The sequence below is a fragment of the Variovorax paradoxus genome (genome assembly GCA_016806145.1).
Classification (GTDB): Bacteria; Pseudomonadota; Gammaproteobacteria; order Burkholderiales; family Burkholderiaceae_C; genus Variovorax.
Genome location: CP063166.1, coordinates 2,541,220 through 2,562,242 on the forward strand (window position 1 = coordinate 2,541,220; position 21,023 = coordinate 2,562,242).

Here is a 21,023-nt window from a genome sequence, read left to right on the forward strand (position 1 = left end):
TTTCTCGGGAAATCAAGCAATGACAAGACCCCTCGACGGGATCACGGTGGTGTCGCTCGAACATGCGATCGCGGCGCCTTTCTGCACCCGCCAGCTCGCCGACCTCGGCGCGCGCGTCATCAAGGTGGAGCGCCCGGGCGTGGGCGATTTCGCGCGCGCCTACGACCAGCGCGTGGCCGGCGAGGCCTCGCACTTCGTCTGGGTCAATCGCTCCAAGGAAAGCATCTCGCTCGACCTCAAGCAGCCCGCCGCGCTCGAGGTGCTGCAGGAGCTGGTGGCCGGCGCCGACGTGCTGGTGCAGAACCTCGCGCCCGGTGCCGCGGCACGCATGGGGCTGGGCGCGCAGGCGCTGCAGGCCAAGGACCCGCGGCTGGTTGTCTGCGACATCTCGGGCTATGGCGAGGACGGCCCGTACCGCGACAAGAAGGCCTACGACCTGCTGATCCAGAGCGAGGCCGGCTTCCTCTCGGTCACCGGCACGCCCGAGGACCCCTGCAAGTCGGGCAATTCCATCGCCGACATCGCCGCGGGCATGTATGCCTACACCGGCATCCTGGCCGCGCTGCTCCAGCGCGGCAAGACCGGCAAGGGCTCGCACATCGACGTCTCGATGCTCGAGTCGCTGGCCGAGTGGATGGGCTTCCCGATGTACTACGCCTACCAGGGCGCGACGCCGCCGCCGCGCAGCGCCGCCTCGCACGCCACCATCTATCCCTATGGCCCGTTCCCTGCGGGCGACGGCGGCACGGTGATGCTGGGGCTGCAGAACGAGCGCGAGTGGAAGCTGTTCTGCGACAAGGTGCTGCTGCAGCCCGCGCTCGCCATCGACGCGCGCTTCGACAGCAATGCGCGGCGCAACGAACACCGTGAGGAACTGCGCGCCATCATCGTCGGCCTGTTCGGCGCTTTGAGCACCGCCCAGGTGCTCGAGCGCCTCGACGCCGCCCAGATCGCCAACGCGCGCATGAACGACATGGCCGGGCTCTGGGCGCATCCGCAGCTGCAGGCGCGCGAGCGCTGGCGCCAGGTCGACTCGCCGGCCGGGCCCATTCCTGCGCTGCTGCCGGCCGGGCGCCAGAGCGCCTTCGACTACCGCATGGACGCCATCCCCGCCGTGGGCGAGCACACCGATGCGATCCTGCGCGCGCTGGGCCGCAGTGAGGAGCAGATCGCGGCGCTGCGCGAGGCCGGGGCCGTATGAGCGCCCAGGCCCTGGGGCTCGCGCGCACCTTCCTGTTCGTGCCGGCCGACCGGCCCGAGCGCCATGCGCGCGCGCTGGCCAGCGGCGCCGGCGCGGTCATCGTCGACCTCGAGGACGCGGTCGCGCCCGATCGCAAGGCCGCCGCGCGCGAGGGCCTGCCCGAAGTCTTCGCCGCATTGCCCGCGGCCGGCCGCGCGCGCCTGCTGTTGCGCATCAACGCGCCGGGCACGCCCTGGCATGCCGACGACCTCGCGCTGGTCGCGCGGCTCGCGGCGGCGCGCGCCATCGCGGGCGTGGTGCTGCCCAAGGCCGAAGGCGCCGATCAACTGGCGCGGCTGGCCGAGGCCACCGGCCCCGAGGCCGTACTGGTGCCGCTGATCGAATCGGCCGCGGGCCTCGCGGCCATCGATGCGATCGCCGCCGCGCCCCAGGTGCTGCGGCTGGCCTTCGGGCACCTCGATTTCCAGGCCGACCTCGGTATGGCCTGCGACGCGCAGGAGGCCGAGCTGGTGCCGGTGCGGCTCGCGCTGGTGCTGGCCTCGCGCCGCGCCAACCTGGCCGCGCCCATCGACGGCATCGCGACCGACTGGCGCGACCCCGAGCGGCTCGCGGCCGAGGCGGCGCGCGCGCGGCGCGGCGGCTTCGGCGCCAAGCTCTGCATCCATCCCGCGCAGGTGGCTCCGGTGCATGCGGCGCTCGGGCCCGGCGCCGAGGAACTGGCGTGGGCGCGGCGCGTGGTCGAGGCCGTGGCGCAGGCCGGCGGCGGGGTCGTGAACCTCGACGGCCGCATGGTCGACGCACCGGTGGTCAGGCTCGCGCAGCGCCTGCTCGCGCTCGATGCGCAGGCGCCGCCGCGCTGAGCCTGCCCGGGACATTCATCCGTTCATCAACCCAAGGCAAGAAGAAGGAGACAAAAGACATGAATGCATCGAACCCCGCGCGTCAGCGCCGCCCCCTGCGCCTCGCCGCGGCCGCCGCCCTGGCCATCGGCCTCGTGGCCGCACCCTGGAGCGCCTCGGCGCAGGGCGCCTGGCCCGACAAGCCGATCGTGATGGTGGTGCCGTACTCGGCCGGCGGCCCCACCGACGTGGTGGCCCGCATGCTCGCCGTGCCCATGGGCAAGTCGCTGGGCCAGACGGTGGTGGTCGAGAACACGGTGGGCGCGGGCGGCACCATCGCGCCGACCCGCGTGGCCAAGGCCGCGCCCAACGGCAACACCATCCTGATCCACCACATGGGCATGGCGACCGCGCCCGCGCTCTACAAGAAGCTCAACTACGACCCGCTCAAGGACTTCGCGTACATCGGCCAGGTGATGGACGTGCCGATGACCCTGCTGTCGCGCAAGGACTTCCCGGCCAACAACTTCCAGGAGCTGCTGACCTACGTGAAGGCCAACCGCGACAAGGTCTCGCTCGCCAATGCCGGCATCGGCGCGGTCTCGCAGCTGTGCGGCATGCTGTTCGCGCACCAGATCGGCGTGCAGCTCACGACCGTGCCCTACAAGGGCGCCGGCCCCGCGCTCAACGACCTGATGGGCGGTCAGGTCGACCTGCTGTGCGACCAGACCACGCAGACCGCGCCGGTGATCAAGGACGGCACGCGCGTGAAGGTGTTCGGCGTGACCACGCCCAAGCGGCTGTCGAGCATGCCCAACCTGCCCACGCTCGACGAGCAGGGCCTGAAGGGCTTCGACGTGAAGGTCTGGCACGGCATCTACGCACCCAAGGGCACGCCGCCGGCGGTGCTCGAGAAGCTCAACGTCGCGCTGCGCGCCGCCCTGCAGGACGACATGGTGAAGCAGCGGCTGGCCGAGCTGAGCTCGGAGATCGTGCCGCTCGACAAGCAGACGCCCGAGGGCCTGCGCACCCATCTGGCGGCCGAGATCGACAAGTGGGGCAAGGTGATCAAGGCGGCCGGCGTGCAGGCCGACTGAGGCCCCCGACCGTCAGCCCGCGCGCAGCACCTGCTCGAACAGCGCGAGCAGGTGGCGCGCGAACAGGTCCATGTTCGCGGGCCGGTCGTTGCCTCCGGTTTCGACGGTGCGGCTCTCGGACACCGCGTCCGGCCCGCCGACCACCGCGAGGCAGACCCGCCCGGGCGCATCGCCATAGGGGCTGCCCGAGGGACCGGCCGCGCCGGTCTCGGCGATGCCCCAGCCCGAATGATGGCTGTCGCGCACGCGCTGGGCGATCAGCAAGGCATAGGGCTCGGTCTCGCCGCGCAGCCCGGCCATGTCCTCGGCCGTGAGCCCGAGCAGCGCGCGGCCCGCGCGTCGCGAATAGACCACCGCGCCGCCGCGGAAGTAGGCCGAGGCACCGGGGATCGCGAGCAGCGCGGCCGACACCAGGCCACCGGCCGAGGACTCGACCACCGCCACGGTCTGGCCGCGCTCGCGCAGCAGCGCGCCGACGCGCGCCGCGATCTCGCCCAGCGGCTCAGGGTTTGCCGCCTCGGGACTTACGCTGACACCTGCAGTCATACTTTGGAACTCCTTCGAAACGAAGCGAACGCAAGAGCGTATGCGCCCCGCGTGGAGAATGATGGAACAGCGCTGCGCGAATACATCGTGACACCCGATAAACACCCCAGGTCAGTGTTTTTCCCGAGACGGAGGGTGGTCCGAAACTCGCTAGAGTGAAGGCGGCCGTTCAAAGGCTTTCGACAAGTACACACAAGGAATTTCTCATGAGCAAGAAAGTTGCATATGTCACTGGAGGCATGGGTGGCATCGGAACAGCCATCTGCCAGCGTCTTCACAAGGACGGCTTCCGCGTCGTCGCCGGTTGCGGCCCCACCCGCGATTATTCGAAGTGGCTGGCCGAACAGAAAGCCCTGGGCTTCGAGTTTCACGCCTCGGTCGGCAACGTCGGCGACTGGCAGTCCACGGTCGAGGCCTTCTCGGCCGCGAAGGCAGCCCACGGCGCCATCGACGTGCTGGTCAACAACGCCGGCATCACGCGCGACCGCATGTTCCTGAAGATGACGCCCGAGGACTGGAGCGCGGTCATCGAGACCAACCTCAACAGCATGTTCAACGTTACCAAGCAGGTGGTGGGCGACATGGTCGAAAAGGGCTGGGGCCGCATCATCAACATCAGCTCGGTCAACGGCGCCAAGGGCCAGGCGGGCCAGACCAACTATTCGGCGGCCAAGGCCGGCATGCACGGCTTCACGATGGCGCTGGCGCAGGAGCTCGCGGGCAAGGGCGTGACGGTCAACACCGTAAGCCCCGGCTACATCGGCACCGACATGGTGAAGGCCATCCGCCAGGAAGTGCTCGACAAGATCGTCGCCACGATCCCGGTCAAGCGCCTGGGCGAGCCGAGCGAGATCGCTTCCATCATCGCGTGGCTGGCCACCGACGAGGGCGGCTACTCGACCGGCGCCGACTTCTCGGTCAACGGCGGCCTGCACATGCACTGAGCGAGACCAGCGCTCGAAAAGAAACCCGCTTCGGCGGGTTTTTTCATGCCCGTCCGATCCACTGCTCTCCATCGACCCGCGGCGCTTCCCGTGCACAGGGCACCGGGTACTCCCCGCAGCGAAATCAAGGAGGAGGCCGAAGGCCGGGGGACATTCGCGGAGGGGAGTACCCGGTGTCCTGTGCACGCGCCCCGAACAAGCGAACCCCGATCGGACAATCCCCGGCAAATGCAACCGCCTTGCATACGTGTAATGAACGACACCCCCACGTTCCTGCAAAATCGGCCGATGCCCCACAGCGTCTCACTCATCAACACCATCGCCGCCGGCCTCGGCCTGGCCCTGGTGCTCGGCTTCTTCGCCGCGCGCCTTCGCCTGCCGGCCCTGGTCGGCTACCTGCTGGCCGGCGTCATCATCGGTCCTTTCACGCCCGGCTTCGTGGCCGATGCCGGCATTGCCGCGCAGCTGGCCGAGATCGGCGTGATGCTGCTGATGTTCGGCGTGGGGCTGCATTTCTCGCTCGACGACCTGCTGGCCGTGCGCAAGATCGCGCTGCCCGGCGCGCTGCTGCAGATCACCGTGGCCACGCTGCTCGGCGGTGCGCTCGCGCTCTGGTGGGGCTGGAACCTCGGCGCCGCGCTGGTGTTCGGCCTGGCGCTCTCGGTCGCCAGCACGGTCGTGCTGCTGCGCGCGCTCGAGAGCCTGGGCATTCTCGATTCCTTCACCGGCCGCATCGCCGTCGGCTGGCTGGTGGTGGAAGACCTCGCCATGGTGCTGGTGCTCGTGCTGCTGCCCCCGCTCGCCGAAACCCTCGGCGGCCGCGCCGCCGGCACCGATGCCTCGCCGCTGTGGCAGACCCTGGGCCTCACGCTGCTGCAGGTCGGCGGCTTCGTCGCCCTCATGCTGATCGTCGGACGCCGCGTCTTCCCCTGGATCCTCTGGCAGGTCGCGCGCACCGGCTCGCGCGAGCTGTTCACCCTGTGCGTGGTGGCCGCCGCCGTCAGCATCGCCTTCGCCTCGGCGGCCCTGTTCGGCGTGTCGTTCGCGCTCGGCGCCTTCTTCGCCGGCATGGTCATGCGCGAGTCGCAGTTCAGCCACCGCGCCGCCCAGGAATCGCTGCCGCTGCGCGACGCCTTCGCCGTGCTGTTCTTCGTCTCGGTCGGCATGCTGTTCGATCCCTCCGTGCTGCTCGAGCGCCCGCTGCAGGTGCTGGCCGTCGTGCTGGTGATCGTGCTGGGCAAGTCGCTCGCCGCCTGCGGCCTGGTGCTGGTGCTGCGCTATCCGCTGGCCACCGCGCTCACCGTCAGCGCCAGCCTGGCGCAGATCGGCGAGTTCTCGTTCATCCTCGTGGGCCTGGGCGTCTCGCTGGGCCTCATGCCCGCCGAGGGCCAGAGCCTGATCCTGGCCGGCGCCCTGATCTCCATCGCCACCAACCCGCTGTGGTTCAGCCTGATCGCGCCGCTGCAGAAATGGCTGCATGCCCATTCCTCGTTCGCGCGCCGCCTCGAGGCACGCGACGATCCGCTGGCCGAGCTTCCGATGAGCACCGAGGCGCGCTACCTCTCGCGCCAGGTCGTGCTGGTCGGCTACGGCCGGGTCGGGCGCCGCATCGCCGCCGAGCTCAAGGCGCACGACATCCCCTACGTGGTGGCCGAGCAGAACCGCGAGCTGGTCGAGAAGCTGCGCGAGGAGGGCGGAGCCGCCGTCTATGGCGACGCGGCCGATCCGGCCGTGCTGATCCAGGCCCACATCGCGCGCGCGCGCGTGCTGGTGGTGGCCACGCCGGCCGCGCTCAACGTGCGGCAGATGATCGAGACCGCGCGCACCCTCAACCCGACCATCGAGACCGTGATCCGCAGCCACAACGAAGAGGAGGCGGAACTGCTCACGCGCGAAGTCTCGGCCACCGTCTTCCTCGGCGAGCACGAACTGGCCCAGGCCATGGCGCGCGACGTGGTACGCCGCGCCGTGGCGCCGCCCGCGCCCAACGGCGCCCATGGCACGCCGAGCGTGCCGGCCGCACCGGCCTGAACGCTCTGGTTCTAGAGGTCCTCGATCACCAGCGTGCGATAGCGCTGCGCGATCGAGTAGGGCACCGTGCGCACCACCTCCATCATGCGTTCGGCGTCTTCCTGCTCCTCGGTGCGCACCAGCAGCGCCGTGTGGCCTTCGCGCGCCAGCTTGGTGTAGGCGCGCACCGTCGCGCCCTCGGTGCCCGCGGAGGGCAGGGGGTTGTCGGCCTCGGCCACCGTCGGCGTGATCTCCGCCAGCACCGTCGCGGGCGGCAGCAGGAAGATGTCGTCCGCGCTCACGCCCTTCTCGACGAGCCCGCGGCCGACGCGCTCCGCGTCCTCGGCGTTCCCGAACATCACCATCGAATGGCCGGTGGGATAGAAGGCGCCGCCGATGGTCGCTCGCATCTTGGAATCCAGGGTGAATCGCTTCATGGGGCCTCCTGTCGTCTGGGCATGCGGCGTGCCGCGGGTGTTTGATCCATGGGCAAAACTTAGGTCGCGCACCAACGCCCGCCTGTAGGAGAAGCCCGGAAGCTGGGAACGGTGGGCGCCACCGGCTGGCGCAGGAAGCTCACAGGGTTTTCGCCGGCGGTGAACGTGATCGAGTGCACGCGCGTTGTGACAGGGCGTGTCTACGATCCGGGCGGCCCGCCCCCATCGCCAACGCCTACCTTCCAGAGCTTCGCGTGAACACCATCCCCGCCACCCTGTCGCCGTCGCCCCGCAACCTCGCGCTGACCGTTCACGAACTGGAGCCCGGCGAGTTCTATTGGGTGCTGATGGAGGCGGTCGACGATGCCGCGGGCGAGGGCGCGGTGCATTCCTACCTGCCGCTCGAGGCGGCCATCGAGCCGCATACCAGCTATTCCAATGCGCTGGTGGCCGGCGTCAGCGTGCTGCGCCGCCTGTTCGGCGCCGAAGGCCCCGGCCGCGCGCGGGACACCCGTACGCCCGACGAGCCCGCGCGCACCCGCTCCCTATAATTCCCGCCGTTCGGTGCGGCCTTTCTTCCGAGGAAGGAAGGACGCACCGGCACCACGGTTCGAAGGTGCCCCGCCCGCCATGCATGCCAGGGCCACGGGGTTAAACGGGAAGCAGGTGCGACGCGTCGATGCAAGGATCGACGCCTCCATTCCTGCGCTGCCCCCGCAACGGTCAGCGGATCTGGACGTCCTCACGCCATGCCCCCAGGGCATCGGCAGCCACTGCGCCCGCAAGGCGTGGGAAGGCGAGGGCTTCCGCAACGGCGCTGCAGTTTCGACTGCGCGCCTTTGCGCTCCGCGAGCCCGGATACCGGCCTTCGTCACCGCCTCGGACGCTGCGGGAGTGCGTGTCCGGGCCGCCGGCCGGCGAAGCGCTTGCTTTGCCCGCCGCCGGCCCCGGCCATCGATCGACTTCCCGCCGCGTCCACATTCGGTCAGAGAACCTGCGGGGACGCGGGTCGGAGGAGAAGTCAAATGGATCACGCATCGCCGTCGGGCGATCGCACGGGCGCGGCCGGCCGCCGCCCGCATCACCGCCACCGGGGCCGTCCGGCCGCCCGCCGCCTCGGCGGCATGTCCGCCGCCATCGGCCTGGCCTTCGGCGCCGGCAGCAGCTTCGCGCAGCAGGCCGCCACCAGCCTGCCGGCCGTGCAGGTCGAGGCCGGCGCCCAGGGCGCGCTCTCGCTCGCCGAGCCCACGCAGACCGGCAGCCGCCTCGGCCTCACGCCGCTCGAGACGCCCGCCAGCATCGAGGTGCTGACCGGCGAGACCCTCCGCGCGCGCGGCGATGTCTCGATCGTCGACGCCGCCACCCGCGCCACCGGCATCACCGGCTCGCCCGCGCCGGGCAACGGCGGCACCTCGATGGCCGCGCGCGGCTTCTCGGGCCATGGCTCGGTGATGCAGCTGTTCGACGGCACGCGGCTATTCGCGGGCGCGGGCACTGTCACCTTCCCGTTCGACACCTGGTCGGTCGACCGCATCGAGGTGCTGCGCGGCGCGGCCTCGGTCATGTACGGAGAAGGCGCGATCGGCGGCGCGATCAACGTGGTGCCCAAGAAGCCCACGCGCGGACCGATCCGCAACGAGGCGCTGCTGAGCTACGGCTCCGACGCCACGCGCCAGGCGGCCTTCGGCAGCGGCGGCGCGATCGATGACAAGCTTTCGTACCGCTTCGACATCAGCCACCGCGCCACCCACGGCTTCATGGCGCGCGGCGAGGGCGAGAGCCTGGCCGTCGGTGGCGCGCTGCGGCTCGACGTCTCGCCCGCGCTGCAGTTCACCCTGTCGCACGACGAGGGCCGCCAGTCGCCGCAGCGCTACCAGGGCGTGCCGCTGATCGACGGGCGCCTGAACGACCGGACCCTGCGCCAGAACTACAACGTCGACGACGCCGAGCTCAAGTACGACGACAAGTGGACCCGCCTCGACGCGCTGTGGACGCCCAGCGATGCCGTCACCGTGCACAACCAGCTCTACCGGCTCGCGAGCCAGCGCCACTGGCGCAACAGCGAGACCTACAGCTTCAATGCCGCCACGCGCCGCGTGACGCGCGGCGACTACCTCGAGATCGGCCACGACCAGGAGCAGGTCGGCAACCGCACCGACGCCACCTTCCGCCATGAACTGTTCGGCATGAAGAACCAGGTGCTGGTGGGCTTCGATGTCAACCGCATCGACTTCACGCACCTCAACGACTCGCCCTACGGCGGCCGCTCGGTGGTCGATCCCTTCGTCTTCCTGCCCGGCTACTACGCCTCGCCCGTGGCCTACACGCCGCGCTACAAGACCCGCACCCACACCCACGCCGTGTTCGCCGAGGACAAGCTGGCCTTCAATGAGCGCTGGTCGCTGGTCACCAGCCTGCGCTGGGACCATGCGAAGGTGGCGCGCACCGACCTGGCCAACGCGGCCAACAGCCTCACCAAGACCTTCGAGTACGCCACCGGCCGCATCGGCGCGGTGTATGCGCCCGATGCCTCGCAGTCCTTCTATGCGCAGCTGGCGCACGCGGCCGATCCGCTGACCTCGCTGATCAGCACCTCGACCACGCAGGCACCGTTCGACCTCAGCACCGGCAATCAGGTCGAGGTCGGCTACAAGCGCCAGCTGGCCGACAACCGCGGCGCCTGGACCGTGGCGGCCTACCGCATCGAGAAGAAGAAGCTGCTGTCGCGCGACCAGAACAACCCCACCGTTTCGCGGCAGGTCGGCAAGCAGTCGTCCGAGGGCATCGAGGCCACGCTCGACCTCGCGCTGACCCCGACGCTGCGGCTCGAGGCCAATGCGGCCAAGCTGCGCGCGCGCTACGACGACTTCAACGAGGTCGTGAGCGGCCGGCTGGTCTCGCGCGCCGGCAACACGCCGTTCGGCGTGCCCGAGGAAGCGGCCAACCTGTTCCTGCACTGGCATTTCCTGCCGCAGTGGGAGGCCGAGTTCGGCCTGCGCTACGTCGGTTCGCGCCAGGTCGACGCGGCCAACTCGCGCAAGATCGGCTCCTACACCGTGGCCGACGCCTCGGTGAGCTGGCAGGCCAACAAGTCGCTCAGGCTCGCGCTGCGCGGCTACAACCTCGGCGACCGCCGCTATCCGCTGTCGTTCTCCAACAGCGGCAACCAGTGGCTGCTGGGCCGTCCGCGCTCCTTCGAGCTGTCGGCGCTGGTGGATTTCTGAAATGAAACGCCAACAGCCGGACGCAGAGGACGCGAAGATTTCGCGAAGAACGCCAAAGAGAAATCCAAAATTCTTCTTGCATTCCTTTCGCGTCCTTCGCGCAACCTTCGCGTCCTCCGCGTCCGGAAGTTCACTTCCGTTTTTGATCCCATCGATCGTTTCATGCGATGCGGGTGGAGCGCAGCGAAGCGGACCGCCGAGATGACGCACGCCGCGCGCCGCGCCCGCTCCGATCGCAGCACTGCCTGGCAGCGCGCGTGGCCGCTCGTGCGCCACTGGCTCTACTGGACCCACCGCTGGTTCGGCATCGGCGGCTGCCTGCTGTTCGTCATGTGGTTCGTCTCGGGCGTGGTGATGATGTACGTGGGCTATCCCACGCTCACCGAGGCCGAGCGGCTCGCGGGCCTGCGCGCGCTCGACGTCGGCCAGGCCAGGGTCTCGCCCGTGGCCGCGCTCGAGGCCCTGCCCGAAGCAGTGCGCCAGCAGCCGCCGCGCCGCGTCGCGCTCGAGATGCAGGGCGGCGCGCAGCCGCAGCCGGTGTGGCGCATCGTCGATGCGCGCGGCGGTCGCCATGCGGTGTCGGCGCGCGATGGCCGGCTGCTGGCCGGCACCGACGCCGCGCAGGCCGAGGCGGTGGCGCGCGACTTCTCGGGCCAGCCCGCGGCGCGCTGGGCCGAGACGCTCGAGCGCGACCAGTGGACCGTGCCGCAGGGCCTGAATCCGCTGCGCCCGCTGCACCGCATCGAACTGAACGACGTGGCCGGCACCGAGCTCTACGTGTCGGCGCGCACCGGCGAGGTGGTGCGCGACACCACGCGCTCCGAGCGCTTCTGGAACTGGCTCGGCTCGGTGCCGCACTGGATCTACTTCACGCCGCTGCGCGCCGATCCGCCGCTGTGGCACGACGTGGTGGTGTGGCTCTCGGCCGCCTGCATCGTCTCGGCCGTGACCGGCATCGCGATCGGCATCCTGCGCATCCGTCTGCGCCGGCGCTTCCGCAACGGTTCCGTCACGCCCTACACCGGCTGGATGGCCTGGCACCACATCGCGGGCCTGGTCGGCGGCTTCTTCGTGCTGACCTGGATCGTGAGCGGCTGGCTCTCGATGAACCCGAACCGCTGGTTCGAGCGCAACCCGGTCGACGCGGCCGCGATGGCGCGCTACACCGGCGGCGATGTATCGACCTTTCCGTGGCCGCCCGCCACGCCGCCGGCGGGCGAGGACGACGCCGCACCGCGCGAGGTGCTGCTGCAATGGTTCGACGGCCGGCCGCTGCTGCAGCTGCGCGATGCGAAGGCGCGCGTGCGCGTGGTCGATGCCGCGAGCGGCGCGCCGGCTGCGATCGCGCGCGAGGACATCGTGCGCGCGGCCGCCCGGCTGCGGCCCGGCGCGACGGTGAGCGAGGCCGTGCTGCAGACCGCCTACGACTTCCACTGGTACGGCCACCACCGCGAGCGCGTGCTGCCGGTCTGGCGCCTCGCGTTCGACGACCCCGCGCGCACCCGGCTCTACATCGACCCCGCCAACGGCCAACTGGCCGGAAGCAGCGACCGCAATGCGCGGCTGCGGCGCTGGCTCTTCAATGCCGCCCACAGCCTCGACTTCCCCTGGCTGATCCAGTACCGGCCCGCGTGGGACCTGGTGGTGTGGCTGCTGTCGATCGTCGGCGCCGTGGCCTCGGCCAGCGGCGTGGTGATCGGCTGGCGCCGGCTGCGGCCGCGCTCGCGTTCTCCCACGGTGGCGCTCGCGCGGCGCCTGCCTCAACGTTCTTCATGAAGCGGGCTCGCCATCGCGGGTCCATGATCCAATCCACTTTCGCACTGCGGTGCCCTCCAGGAGCTGTCCCATGCACATCGAACCCGGTCTCGTCGACGGAACCAAGATCTTTCTGAGCTATGCCACCGGCGCCGCGGCGCTCGCCTACACCGGCAAGGTGGCTTTCGACACCCTGCTGAAGGACGGCCTGGCCGCCCTGGCGCTGCGCTCGGCGATCGCCGTGGCGCTGGTGTTCTGCTTCTTCGAAGTGCTGCCGCACCACCCGGTGGGCGTGTCGGAAGTGCACTTGATCCTCGGCACCACCTTGCTGCTGGTGTTCGGGCTCGCGCCCGCGGCCATCGGCCTGGCGGGCGGGCTGCTCGTGCAGAGCCTGTTCTTCGAGCCGCAGGACCTGCCGCAGTACGGCATGAACGTCACGACCCTGCTGGTGCCGCTGTTCGCCACGGCCGTGCTCGCGCGCCGCATCATTCCCGAGAAGCTGGCCTATGTGGACATCGGCTATCGCGAGGCCTTCAAGCTGTCGGTGGCCTACCAGGGCGGCATCGTGGTGTGGGTCGGCTTCTGGGCGCTCTACGGCCGCGGCACCGGGCTCGAAAACCTCGGCGAGATCGCCAGCTTCGGCGCCGCCTACATGACGGTGGTGCTGGTCGAGCCGCTGGTCGACCTCGGCGTGCTCGCCGGTGCCAAGGCCTGGCGCCGGCTCCAGGGCTCGGCCTTCGTCGAACGTCGCCTCTACACCGGCGCCTGAAAGAAATCTCCATGACCACCAGCAACGCAAAAATCCCCGTCACCATCGTCACGGGCTTCCTCGGCAGCGGCAAGACCACCTTGATGCGCCACATCCTCGGCAATGCCGAGGGCCGCCGCATCGCGGTGATCGTCAACGAGTTCGGCGAGCTCGGCATCGACGGCGAGATCCTGCGCGGTTGCGGCATCGGCTGCGACGACGAGGGCAACGAGCGCGAGGGCGCGCTCTACGAACTCGCCAACGGCTGCGTCTGCTGCACCGTGCAGGAGGAGTTCCTGCCCGTGATGCTGCAGCTCGCCGAGCGCCGCGACCAGCTCGACGCCGTGCTGATCGAGACCTCGGGCCTGGCGCTGCCCAAGCCGCTGGTGCAGGCCTTCCAGTGGCCCGACATCGCCAACGTCTTCACCGTCGACTCGGTCGTGACCGTGGTCGACGGCCCGGCCGCCGCGGCGGGCCAGTTCGCCGAGAACCCGGTGGCGGTCGACGCGCAGCGCCGCGCCGATCCCAACCTCGACCACGAGTCGCCGCTGCACGAGCTGTTCGAGGACCAGCTCTCGGCCGCCGACCTGGTGGTGCTCAACAAGGCCGACCTGCTCGACGAGGCCGCGCGCGCGCGCGTCGAGGCGCTGGTGCGCGAGGAGCTGCCGCCCGAGGTCAAGATCGTGACGGCCACCGAAGGCAAGCTGCCGCTCGCGCTGCTGCTGGGCCAGGGCCGCGCGGCCGAGACCACCATCCACCTGCGCGAGAGCCACCACGACCACGAGGAGGACCACGACCACGACGAGTTCGACTCGCTCGTGATCGACCTGCCCGCGATGGACCGCGAGCGGCTGCTGGCCGCGCTCGCCGCGCTGGTCGAGCGCCACACCATCTACCGCGTCAAGGGCTTCGTCGCCGTGCCGGGCAAGCCGATGCGCCTGCTGGTGCAGGGCGTGGGCCGGCGCTTCGACCATCACTTCGACCGCCGCTGGCGCGATGGCGAGGCGCCGCGCACGCAGCTGGTCTTCATCGGCGAGGACCTCGAAGAAGCCGCGCTGCGCGAGGTGCTGGAAGGCGCGGCGCTGCCGGCCTGACGATGCACCTGCTGAGCACCCAGCCCGGACGTTTCGTCGAGGACGACCCGGGCGTCGTCACCCGGCTCGACCAGACGCCGGGCGAGATCGTGGTGCTCAGCTCGGCCGACACCACGCTGGCCCTGCTGTCGGCCGCGCGCGGCGCGCTCGCCGCCAGCGATCCCGGCTATCCCTCGCTGCGGCTGGCCAACCTCATGTACCTGCGCCAGCCGGCCTCGTTCGACCTCTATGCGGACGAGGTGCTGCGGCATGCGCGCGTGGTGGTGGTCGACCACCTGGGCGCGGCCTCGGCCTGGCCCTACGGCCTGCAGCAGCTCGAGAAGCTCGCGCGCCGGCACGGCCAGCAGCTCGCCATCTTCTCGGGCGACCTGCAGGAGGACGAGGACCTGCTCGCGCGCAGCACCGCGCCGCGCGCCGTCTGCCACCGGCTGTGGCAGTACCTGCGCGCGGGCGGGCCGGCCAATGCGCTGCAGTTCCTGCGCGCGGTGGCCTTCCACGGCCTGCGCCATGGCGACGAGCCGCTGCCGCCGCGCAGCCTGCCGCAGGTGGCGCTGCACGTGCCGGGGCTGCCCGCCACGTCGGCCGTGCCCGGCATCGACGACCTGCGCGCGCGCTGGCGGCCCGGCGCGCCGGTGGTGGCGCTGGTGTTCTACCGCTCGCACCTGCTGTCGGGCAACACGGCCGCCTTCGATGCGCTGGCCGAGGCGCTGTCGGCCGAAGGCCTGAACCCGCTGCCGCTGGCGCTCGATTCGCTCAAGGACCCGCTGTGCCTGTCGGCGCTGCGCGAGCTCTGCGCCACGCATGCGGTGCAGCTGGTGCTCAACACCACCGCCTTCGCGGCGCTGGGGCATGACGGCGGCGAGGGCGGCGAACCACCGGCGCTGGCCGGCGACGCGCCCGTGCTGCAGGTGATCGTGAGCGGCGGCAACCGCGAGGACTGGCTGGCCGACAGCCAGGGCCTGCGGCCGCGCGACATCGCGATGCAGGTCGCGCTGCCCGAGATGGACGGCCGCATCGTGACGCGCGCCGTGAGCTTCAAGGGCCTGCTGCACCGCTGCGAGCTGACCCAGACCGAGGTGGTCGGCTACCGCGCCGAGCCCGACCGCGTCGCCTTCGTGGCCGAGCTCGCGCGCCGCTGGTGCCGCCTGCGCAACCTGCCGGCCGCCGACAAGCGGCTCGCGCTGGTGCTCGCCAACTACCCGGGCAGCGAGGGCCGCATCGGCAGCGGCGTGGGGCTCGACACGCCGGCCTCGGTGATCGCGATCCTCGGAACGTTGCGCACCGAAGGCTATGCGCTCGGCGACCCGAAGGCGCTGCCGGCCGATGGCGACAGCCTGATGCGGACCCTGCAGCAGGGCATCGCCAACGACCCGCGCGAATGGCCCGCGCGGCCCGCCTGGCAGAGCTACGCGCTGGCCGACTACCGCGCGCGCCTGGCCGCGCTGCCCGAAGGCATGGCCGCGGCCATCGACGAACGCTGGGGCCCGCCCGAGCAGGATCCGATGCTGCGCCAGGGCCGCTTCATGATCGCGGGCCTGCGGCTGGGCCAGGTCTTCGTCGGCATCCAGCCCGCGCGCGCGCTGAACCTCTCGGGCTCGCAGGACTACGCGAGCTACCACGACGCCGAGGCCGTGCCGCCGCACGGCTACCTGGCCTTCTACTTCTGGCTGCGCGATGCGTTCGGCATCGACGCGGTGGTGCACGTGGGCAAGCACGGCAACCTCGAATGGCTGCCGGGCAAGAGCATCGCGCTGACGCAGGCCTGCTGGCCCGACGCGGTGCTCGGACCGCTGCCCAACGTCTATCCCTTCATCGTCAACGACCCGGGCGAGGGCGCGCAGGCCAAGCGCCGCACCCAGGCCGTGATCGTCGACCACCTGATGCCGCCGCTCACGCGCGCCGAGAACCATGGCCCGATGCAGGACCTCGAGCGCCGGGTCGACGAGTACTACGACGCGCTGCTGGTCGACGCACGCCGCGCGCGCGTGCTGCGCGCGCAGATCCTCGCGGCCGTGCGCGCCCAGCACCTGGTCGACGAACTCGACGCGGCGGGCGCCGAGGACGATGCCGTGCTCGCGCGCGTCGATGCCTACCTCTGCGAGCTCAAGGAAACCCAGATCCGCGACGGCCTGCATGTGTTCGGCGCCTCGCCCGAGGGCCGGCTGCGGCGCGACACGCTGCTGGCGCTGGCGCGCTATCCGGCGGGCGACGGCAGCGGTGCGGACGCTGGGTTGCTTGGTGCGCTGTCGCACGACCTGCTGCCCGGCGAGCATTTCGATCCGCTCGACATCGAGCCCGCAAAACCCTGGCAGGGCGCGCGGCCCGCGCTGCTGCAGGCGGTGAGCGACGACCCCTGGCGCCACCAGGGCGACACGCGCGAGCGCCTCGAGCTGCTGGCCACGCAACTCGTCGAAGCGGGCGAATGCCCGGCCGGCATGCCGCGCACCGCCGCCGTGCTGGGGCGCATCGCCGAGCGCCTCGCGCCCGCGCTCGATGCCTGCGGCGCGCAGGAGCTGCTGCAGCTGTCGCGCGCGCTGCGGGGCCGCTTCGTGCCGCCCGGGCCCAGCGGCTCGCCCTCGCGCGGCCGGCCCGACGTGCTGCCGACCGGGCGCAATTTCTACGCGGTCGACACGCGCGCCATTCCCACGCCCACCGCCTGGATGCTGGGCCTCAAGTCGGCCGCCCAGCTGGTCGAGCGCCACCTGCAGGAGCATGGCGACTATCCCGCGGGCATCGGCCTGTCGGTCTGGGGCACGGCCACCATGCGCACCGGCGGCGACGACCTCGCGCAGGCCTTCGCGCTGATCGGCGTGCGGCCGAAGTGGGCCGCGGGCAGCCAGCGCGTGGTCGACTTCGAGGTGCTGCCCACGGTCGGCCTCGGGCGTCCGCGCATCGACGTCACCTTGCGCATCTCGGGCTTCTTCCGCGATGCCTTCCCGGCCGCGGTGCAGATGTTCGACGCGGCCGTGCAGGCCGTGGCCGCGCAGGAGGACGAGGATGCCGAGCGCAACCCGATCCGCGCGCGCATCCTGCGCGAGGCCACGGCACTCGAGGCCGCGGGCCTGCCGGCCGAGGCCGCGCGCAGCCAGGCCGGCTGGCGCGTGTTCGGCTCGGCGCCCGGTCACTACGGCTCGGGCCTGCAGCCGCTGTTCGACAGCGGCGACTGGCAGAGCGACGATGACCTCGCGGGCGCCTATGTCGGCGGCAGCGCCCATGCCTACGGGCAGGACAGCGACGGCGTGCCCGCCACCGAGGCGCTGGTGCGGCGCCTACGCGCGACCGACGTGGTGCTGCAGAACCAGGACAGCCGCGAGCACGACCTGCTCGACTCCAACGACTACTACCAGTTCCAGGGCGGCATGGCCGCCGCCGTGCGCCACCTGAGTGGCAGCCAGCCGGCCATGTACCACGGCGACCATGGCAACCCGCAGGCGCCGCGCGTGCGCACGCTCAAGGAGGAGATCGGCCGCGTGGTGCGCGCGCGCGTGGTCAATCCCAAGTGGATCGCGGGCGCGCGCCGCCATGGCTACAAGGGCGCCTTCGAGATGGCGGCCACGGTCGACTACCTGTTCGGCTTCGACGCCACCGCGCGCGTGGTCGGCGACCACCAGTACGCGATGGTGGCCGACGCCTACGTGCTCGATGCCGAGAACCGCGATTTCGTCGACACGCACAATCCGCGCGCGCTGCACGACATGCTGAGCCGCCTGCTCGAGGCCATGCAGCGCGGCCTCTGGCAGTCGCCCGGCGACTACCGAGAACGCATCGAGAACCTGCTGCTCGCGCACGAGCAGCGGATGGAAGGACATACGCGATGAACACACAGGCCGCGCCGCTGCCGGCGTCGTTCCCCTTTTCCGCCATCGCCGGCCAGCCGCGGCTGCGCGAGGCGCTGCTGCTGGCCGCGGCCGATCCCGCGCTCGGCGGCGTGCTGATCGAGGGCCCGCGCGGCACGGCCAAGACCACGGCCGCGCGCGCGCTGGCCGAGCTGCTGCCCGGCGCGCCCTTCGTCACCCTGCCGCTGGGCGCCAGCCTCGAGCACCTGGTCGGCACGCTCGATCTCGGCCAGGCGCTGGCCGGCCATGCACTGAAGTTCGCGCCGGGCCTGCTCGCGCGTGCCCATGGCGGCGTGCTCTACGTCGACGAGATCAACCTGCTGCCCGATGCATTGATCGATTCGCTGCTCGACGCGGCCGCCAGCGGCGTCAACGCGGTCGAGCGCGACGGCATCTCGCACCGCCATGCCGCGCGCTTCGTGCTCGTGGGCACCATGAACCCGGAGGAGGGCAGCCTGCGCCCGCAGCTGCTCGACCGCTTCGGCCTGTGCGTGCAGCTGCGCAACCTCGAGGACCGGGCCGAGCGCCAGGCCGTGGTGCGCGCGCGGCTGGCCTTCGACAGCGATCCCGAGGGCTTTCGCGCGCGGCATGCGGCGGCCGAGGCCGAGCTCGCCGCGTCGCTGCGGCGCTCCCGTGCGACCCTGGCCGATGCCAACGCGCTGCCGTATGGCGATGCGGTGCACGAGGCCGTGGGCGCGCTGTGCATCGCCGCGCAGGTCGATGGCCTGCGCGCCGACCTCGTGATGCTGCGCGCGGCGCGCGCGCTGGCCGCGCTCGAAGGGGCGGAGGCCATCGACGAGCAGCATGTGCGGCGCGTGGCCGAGGCCGTGCTGCTGCACCGGCGCAAGCCGGGCGTGGAGGCGACGCCGCCCGCGCAGGCGCCGAGCGCGCCACCGCCATCGGCCGCCGAGGGCGAGAGCGCCGTCGACGACGGCGCCGGTACCGATTCAGGCGATGGCGACTGGGGTGCGCTGCCCCCCGAGCCCGTCGGCGTCGCGCGCGTCAAGCCGCTGCGCCCGCTGATCCCGGCCGCCTCGCTCGCAAAAAAAGCCTGAGCCTCCGGAACACCGCACCCGCTGGCGCGCGCCAGGGTGACCGGAGGCAGGCGTCATCGGGACCGGGCCGCGAGGCCTGGCATGGCATCGCCGCCGCCGACGCGGCGCTCGACTGGCCGCGCACGCTCGCCGCGCGCGGTGCCGGTCCGCTGCGCCGCGAGCACCTGCGCCGCCGCCCGCGCGAGACGCGCGAGGGCGCGCTGCACTGCTTCCTGCTCGACGCCTCGGCCTCGATGCGCAACGACGGCGGCCTCGCGCGCGCCAAGGGCCTGCTGCTCGCGCTGATGGACGAGGCCTACCGCCGCCGCGACCATGTCGCGCTGCTGTGCTTCGCGGGCTCGGTGGTCGAGCTGCGGCTGCCGCCGCGCCGCGCCAGCGCCTGGAACGACGACTGGATCGCGCCCATCGGCGCCGGCGGCGGCACGCCATTGGCGCTGGGCGTGCGGCGCGCCGACGAGCTGCTCGAGCGCCATGCCGATCGGCGACGCTGGCTCTGGCTGCTCACCGATGGTCGCAGCGCCGAATCGCCCGCGCGGCCCGGGTCGGCCGACGTGGCCTGCGTGGTCGGCTTCGAGACCGCGCGCGTGCCGCTGCATCGCGCGCAGTCGCTGGCCGCGGCGTGGGACGCGCGCTACCTCGACGCGGCCGCGTTTGACCCGGCCCAGGCCTAGCGGCTAGGATGCCGGCCATGTCCACCCGTCCTTCCTTCCACATCGCCGGCACCTGCTGTCGCGCTCTGCCATGGGGAGATGGCGGCTAGAGCGATTTCACGCGAACCCGCATGCCCGATGGCCACCCGTTGCAAGACCGGTGGCCTTTTTGTTTTTTGCAACGACCTCGAGAGTCCACACGCATGTCCCTCGTCCTTCACGACACCTGGTCGCGCTCCCTGCGCCCCTTCGTTCCGCTGCGCCCCGGCCCGGTGGGGCTCTACTGCTGCGGCCCCACCGTCTACGACCATGCCCACATCGGCAACCTGCGCACCTACGTGTTCGAGGACCTGCTGCGCCGCGTGCTCGAATTCGGCGGCCACGAGGTGCGGCACGTGGTCAACATCACCGACGTGGGCCACCTGGTCTCGGACGCCGACGAGGGCGAGGACAAGATGGAGAAGGGCAGCCGCCGCGCGGGCGAATCGGCCTGGGCCATTGCCGAGCGTTTCACGGCCGCCTTCCGCGCCGACTGGCGCGCGCTGAACCTGCGCGAGCCCGCCGAATGGCCGCGCGCCACCGACCACATCCCCGAGCAGCTCGCCTTCATCGCCGAGCTCGAGCGCAAGGGCTTCACCTACCGCACCGCCGACGGCATCTACTTCGACACCTCGAAGGAGGACGACTACGGCCACCTCGCGCGGCTGGACAAGGCCGGCCTGCGCGCGGGTCAGCGCGTGGCGATGGGCGACAAGCGCGAGGCCACCGACTTCGCGCTCTGGAAGTTCAGCCCGCCCGGCAGCCAGCGCCAGATGGAATGGGACAGCCCCTGGGGCCGCGGCTTCCCGGGCTGGCACATCGAGTGCTCGGCCATGTCGGCCCGCTACCTCGGACCCTGGTTCGACATCCACTGCGGCGGCGAGGACCACATCGGCGTGCACCACAGCAACGAGATCGCGCAGACTCAGGCCTGCCACGGCACGCGCCTGGCCAACTTCTGGCTGCATGGCCATTTCCTCACGCTCGACAACGACCTGAAGATGTCGAAGTCCGACGGCGACTTCGTGCGGCTGCAGACGCTGGTCGACCGCGGCATCGATCCGCTGGCCTACCGCTACCTGTGCCTGGGCGCGCACTACCGCAGCAGCCTGCGCTTCAACGAGGCCGCGATCGCGGGCGCGCAGTCGGCGCTCGACCGCCTGCGCCGCGCCTATGCGGGCTGGCCGGTGGGCGGCACGGCCGACGCGGGCTTCGTCGCGCGCTTTCGCGCCGAGGTCGAGCAGGACCTGAACCTGCCGCGCGGCCTGGCCGTGCTGTGGGAGCTGGTGCGCAGCGACCTGCCGGCGCCGACGCGGCGCGCCACGGTCGATGTGTTCGAGGCGGTGCTGGGGCTGCGGCTGGCCGAGTGGCGCGAGGAGGGCGAGGCGGTGCCCGAGGCGATCGCGGCCCTGGCGCGCAAGCGGCTCGAGGCCCGTGCCGCCGGCGACTGGGCCCGGGCCGACCGGCTGCGCGAGGACCTGCGCGCGCAGGGCTGGCAGGTCGAGGACGGCGCGGCCGGCCCCCGGCTCAGCCGTGGACGTGCGTGAC

Annotated in this window: 16 protein-coding genes and 1 riboswitch; of the genes, 14 read left to right on the forward strand and 2 right to left on the reverse strand. The window is 71.5% G+C overall.

Annotated elements, in window-relative coordinates:
• Window positions 1-19: 19 nt before the first annotated feature.
• From INQ48_11680 to INQ48_11690, 3 genes are read left to right on the forward strand one after another with little or no spacing between them, the layout of a single operon-like run.
• The gene (locus INQ48_11680; protein QRF59828.1) at window positions 20-1,201 is read left to right on the forward strand and encodes a CoA transferase; all 1,182 of its coding nucleotides are present in this window, start codon (window positions 20-22) and stop codon (window positions 1,199-1,201) included.
• Window positions 1,198-2,061 (forward strand): CoA ester lyase, encoded by an 864-nt coding sequence (locus tag INQ48_11685; GenBank protein QRF59829.1) that lies wholly within the window; start codon window positions 1,198-1,200, stop codon window positions 2,059-2,061. Before INQ48_11680 ends, INQ48_11685 begins: the two co-directional genes overlap by 4 nt.
• A gap of 59 nt (window positions 2,062-2,120) precedes the next feature.
• The gene (locus tag INQ48_11690) at window positions 2,121-3,137 is read left to right on the forward strand and encodes a tripartite tricarboxylate transporter substrate binding protein BugD (GenBank protein QRF59830.1); all 1,017 of its coding nucleotides are present in this window, start codon (window positions 2,121-2,123) and stop codon (window positions 3,135-3,137) included.
• Window positions 3,138-3,149: 12 nt separating this feature from the next.
• On the opposite strand, the gene INQ48_11695 is transcribed toward INQ48_11690, so the two are convergent.
• Complete coding sequence (locus INQ48_11695; GenBank protein ID QRF59831.1) at window positions 3,150-3,683, reverse strand: CinA family protein; 534 nt, start codon at window positions 3,681-3,683, stop codon at window positions 3,150-3,152.
• 206 nt (window positions 3,684-3,889) lie between these two features.
• On the opposite strand from INQ48_11695, the gene phbB reads away from it, so the two are divergent.
• Both phbB and INQ48_11705 read left to right on the forward strand, forming a co-directional pair.
• Window positions 3,890-4,627, forward strand: coding sequence for an acetoacetyl-CoA reductase (gene phbB / locus INQ48_11700; GenBank protein QRF59832.1), 738 nt, complete (start codon window positions 3,890-3,892; stop codon window positions 4,625-4,627).
• A gap of 288 nt (window positions 4,628-4,915) precedes the next feature.
• Window positions 4,916-6,658, forward strand: a complete 1,743-nt coding sequence (locus tag INQ48_11705; protein QRF59833.1) for a Kef family K(+) transporter — start codon at window positions 4,916-4,918, stop codon at window positions 6,656-6,658.
• Window positions 6,659-6,669: 11 nt separating this feature from the next.
• Here INQ48_11705 and INQ48_11710 read toward each other — a convergent pair whose 3' ends face one another.
• Window positions 6,670-7,074: a hypothetical protein gene (locus INQ48_11710; GenBank protein QRF59834.1), complete on the reverse strand. Its 405-nt coding sequence runs from the start codon at window positions 7,072-7,074 to the stop codon at window positions 6,670-6,672.
• A 254-nt stretch (window positions 7,075-7,328) separates the two neighbouring features.
• On the opposite strand from INQ48_11710, the gene INQ48_11715 reads away from it, so the two are divergent.
• The 9 genes from INQ48_11715 to INQ48_11755 all read left to right on the forward strand — a co-directional run bounded on the left by INQ48_11715 (window position 7,329) and on the right by INQ48_11755 (window position 21,022).
• Window positions 7,329-7,625 (forward strand): hypothetical protein, encoded by a 297-nt coding sequence (locus tag INQ48_11715; GenBank protein QRF59835.1) that lies wholly within the window; start codon window positions 7,329-7,331, stop codon window positions 7,623-7,625.
• Window positions 7,626-7,671: 46 nt separating this feature from the next.
• A riboswitch (cobalamin riboswitch) is annotated at window positions 7,672-7,959 on the forward strand.
• A 140-nt stretch (window positions 7,960-8,099) separates the two neighbouring features.
• On the forward strand, window positions 8,100-10,298 hold the full coding sequence (locus tag INQ48_11720) for a TonB-dependent siderophore receptor (GenBank protein QRF59836.1): 2,199 nt from the start codon (window positions 8,100-8,102) through the stop codon (window positions 10,296-10,298).
• A gap of 201 nt (window positions 10,299-10,499) precedes the next feature.
• Complete coding sequence (locus INQ48_11725) at window positions 10,500-12,074, forward strand: PepSY domain-containing protein (protein QRF59837.1); 1,575 nt, start codon at window positions 10,500-10,502, stop codon at window positions 12,072-12,074.
• Window positions 12,075-12,144: 70 nt separating this feature from the next.
• A complete protein-coding gene (locus INQ48_11730) occupies window positions 12,145-12,822 on the forward strand; it encodes an energy-coupling factor ABC transporter permease (GenBank protein QRF59838.1) in 678 nt (225 codons plus the stop codon).
• A gap of 11 nt (window positions 12,823-12,833) precedes the next feature.
• On the forward strand, window positions 12,834-13,895 hold the full coding sequence (gene cobW, locus INQ48_11735) for a cobalamin biosynthesis protein CobW (GenBank protein ID QRF59839.1): 1,062 nt from the start codon (window positions 12,834-12,836) through the stop codon (window positions 13,893-13,895).
• A gap of 2 nt (window positions 13,896-13,897) precedes the next feature.
• Entirely contained in the window at window positions 13,898-17,713 is a 3,816-nt protein-coding gene (gene cobN, locus INQ48_11740) for a cobaltochelatase subunit CobN (GenBank protein ID QRF59840.1), read from the forward strand.
• Window positions 17,710-18,786 (forward strand): ATP-binding protein, encoded by a 1,077-nt coding sequence (locus INQ48_11745; protein QRF59841.1) that lies wholly within the window; start codon window positions 17,710-17,712, stop codon window positions 18,784-18,786. Before cobN ends, INQ48_11745 begins: the two co-directional genes overlap by 4 nt.
• An 86-nt stretch (window positions 18,787-18,872) precedes the next feature.
• A complete protein-coding gene (locus INQ48_11750) occupies window positions 18,873-19,457 on the forward strand; it encodes a VWA domain-containing protein (GenBank protein ID QRF60705.1) in 585 nt (194 codons plus the stop codon).
• A 182-nt stretch (window positions 19,458-19,639) separates the two neighbouring features.
• Window positions 19,640-21,022: a cysteine--tRNA ligase gene (locus INQ48_11755; protein ID QRF59842.1), complete on the forward strand. Its 1,383-nt coding sequence runs from the start codon at window positions 19,640-19,642 to the stop codon at window positions 21,020-21,022.
• The last annotated feature ends 1 nt before the right edge of the window (window position 21,023 follow it).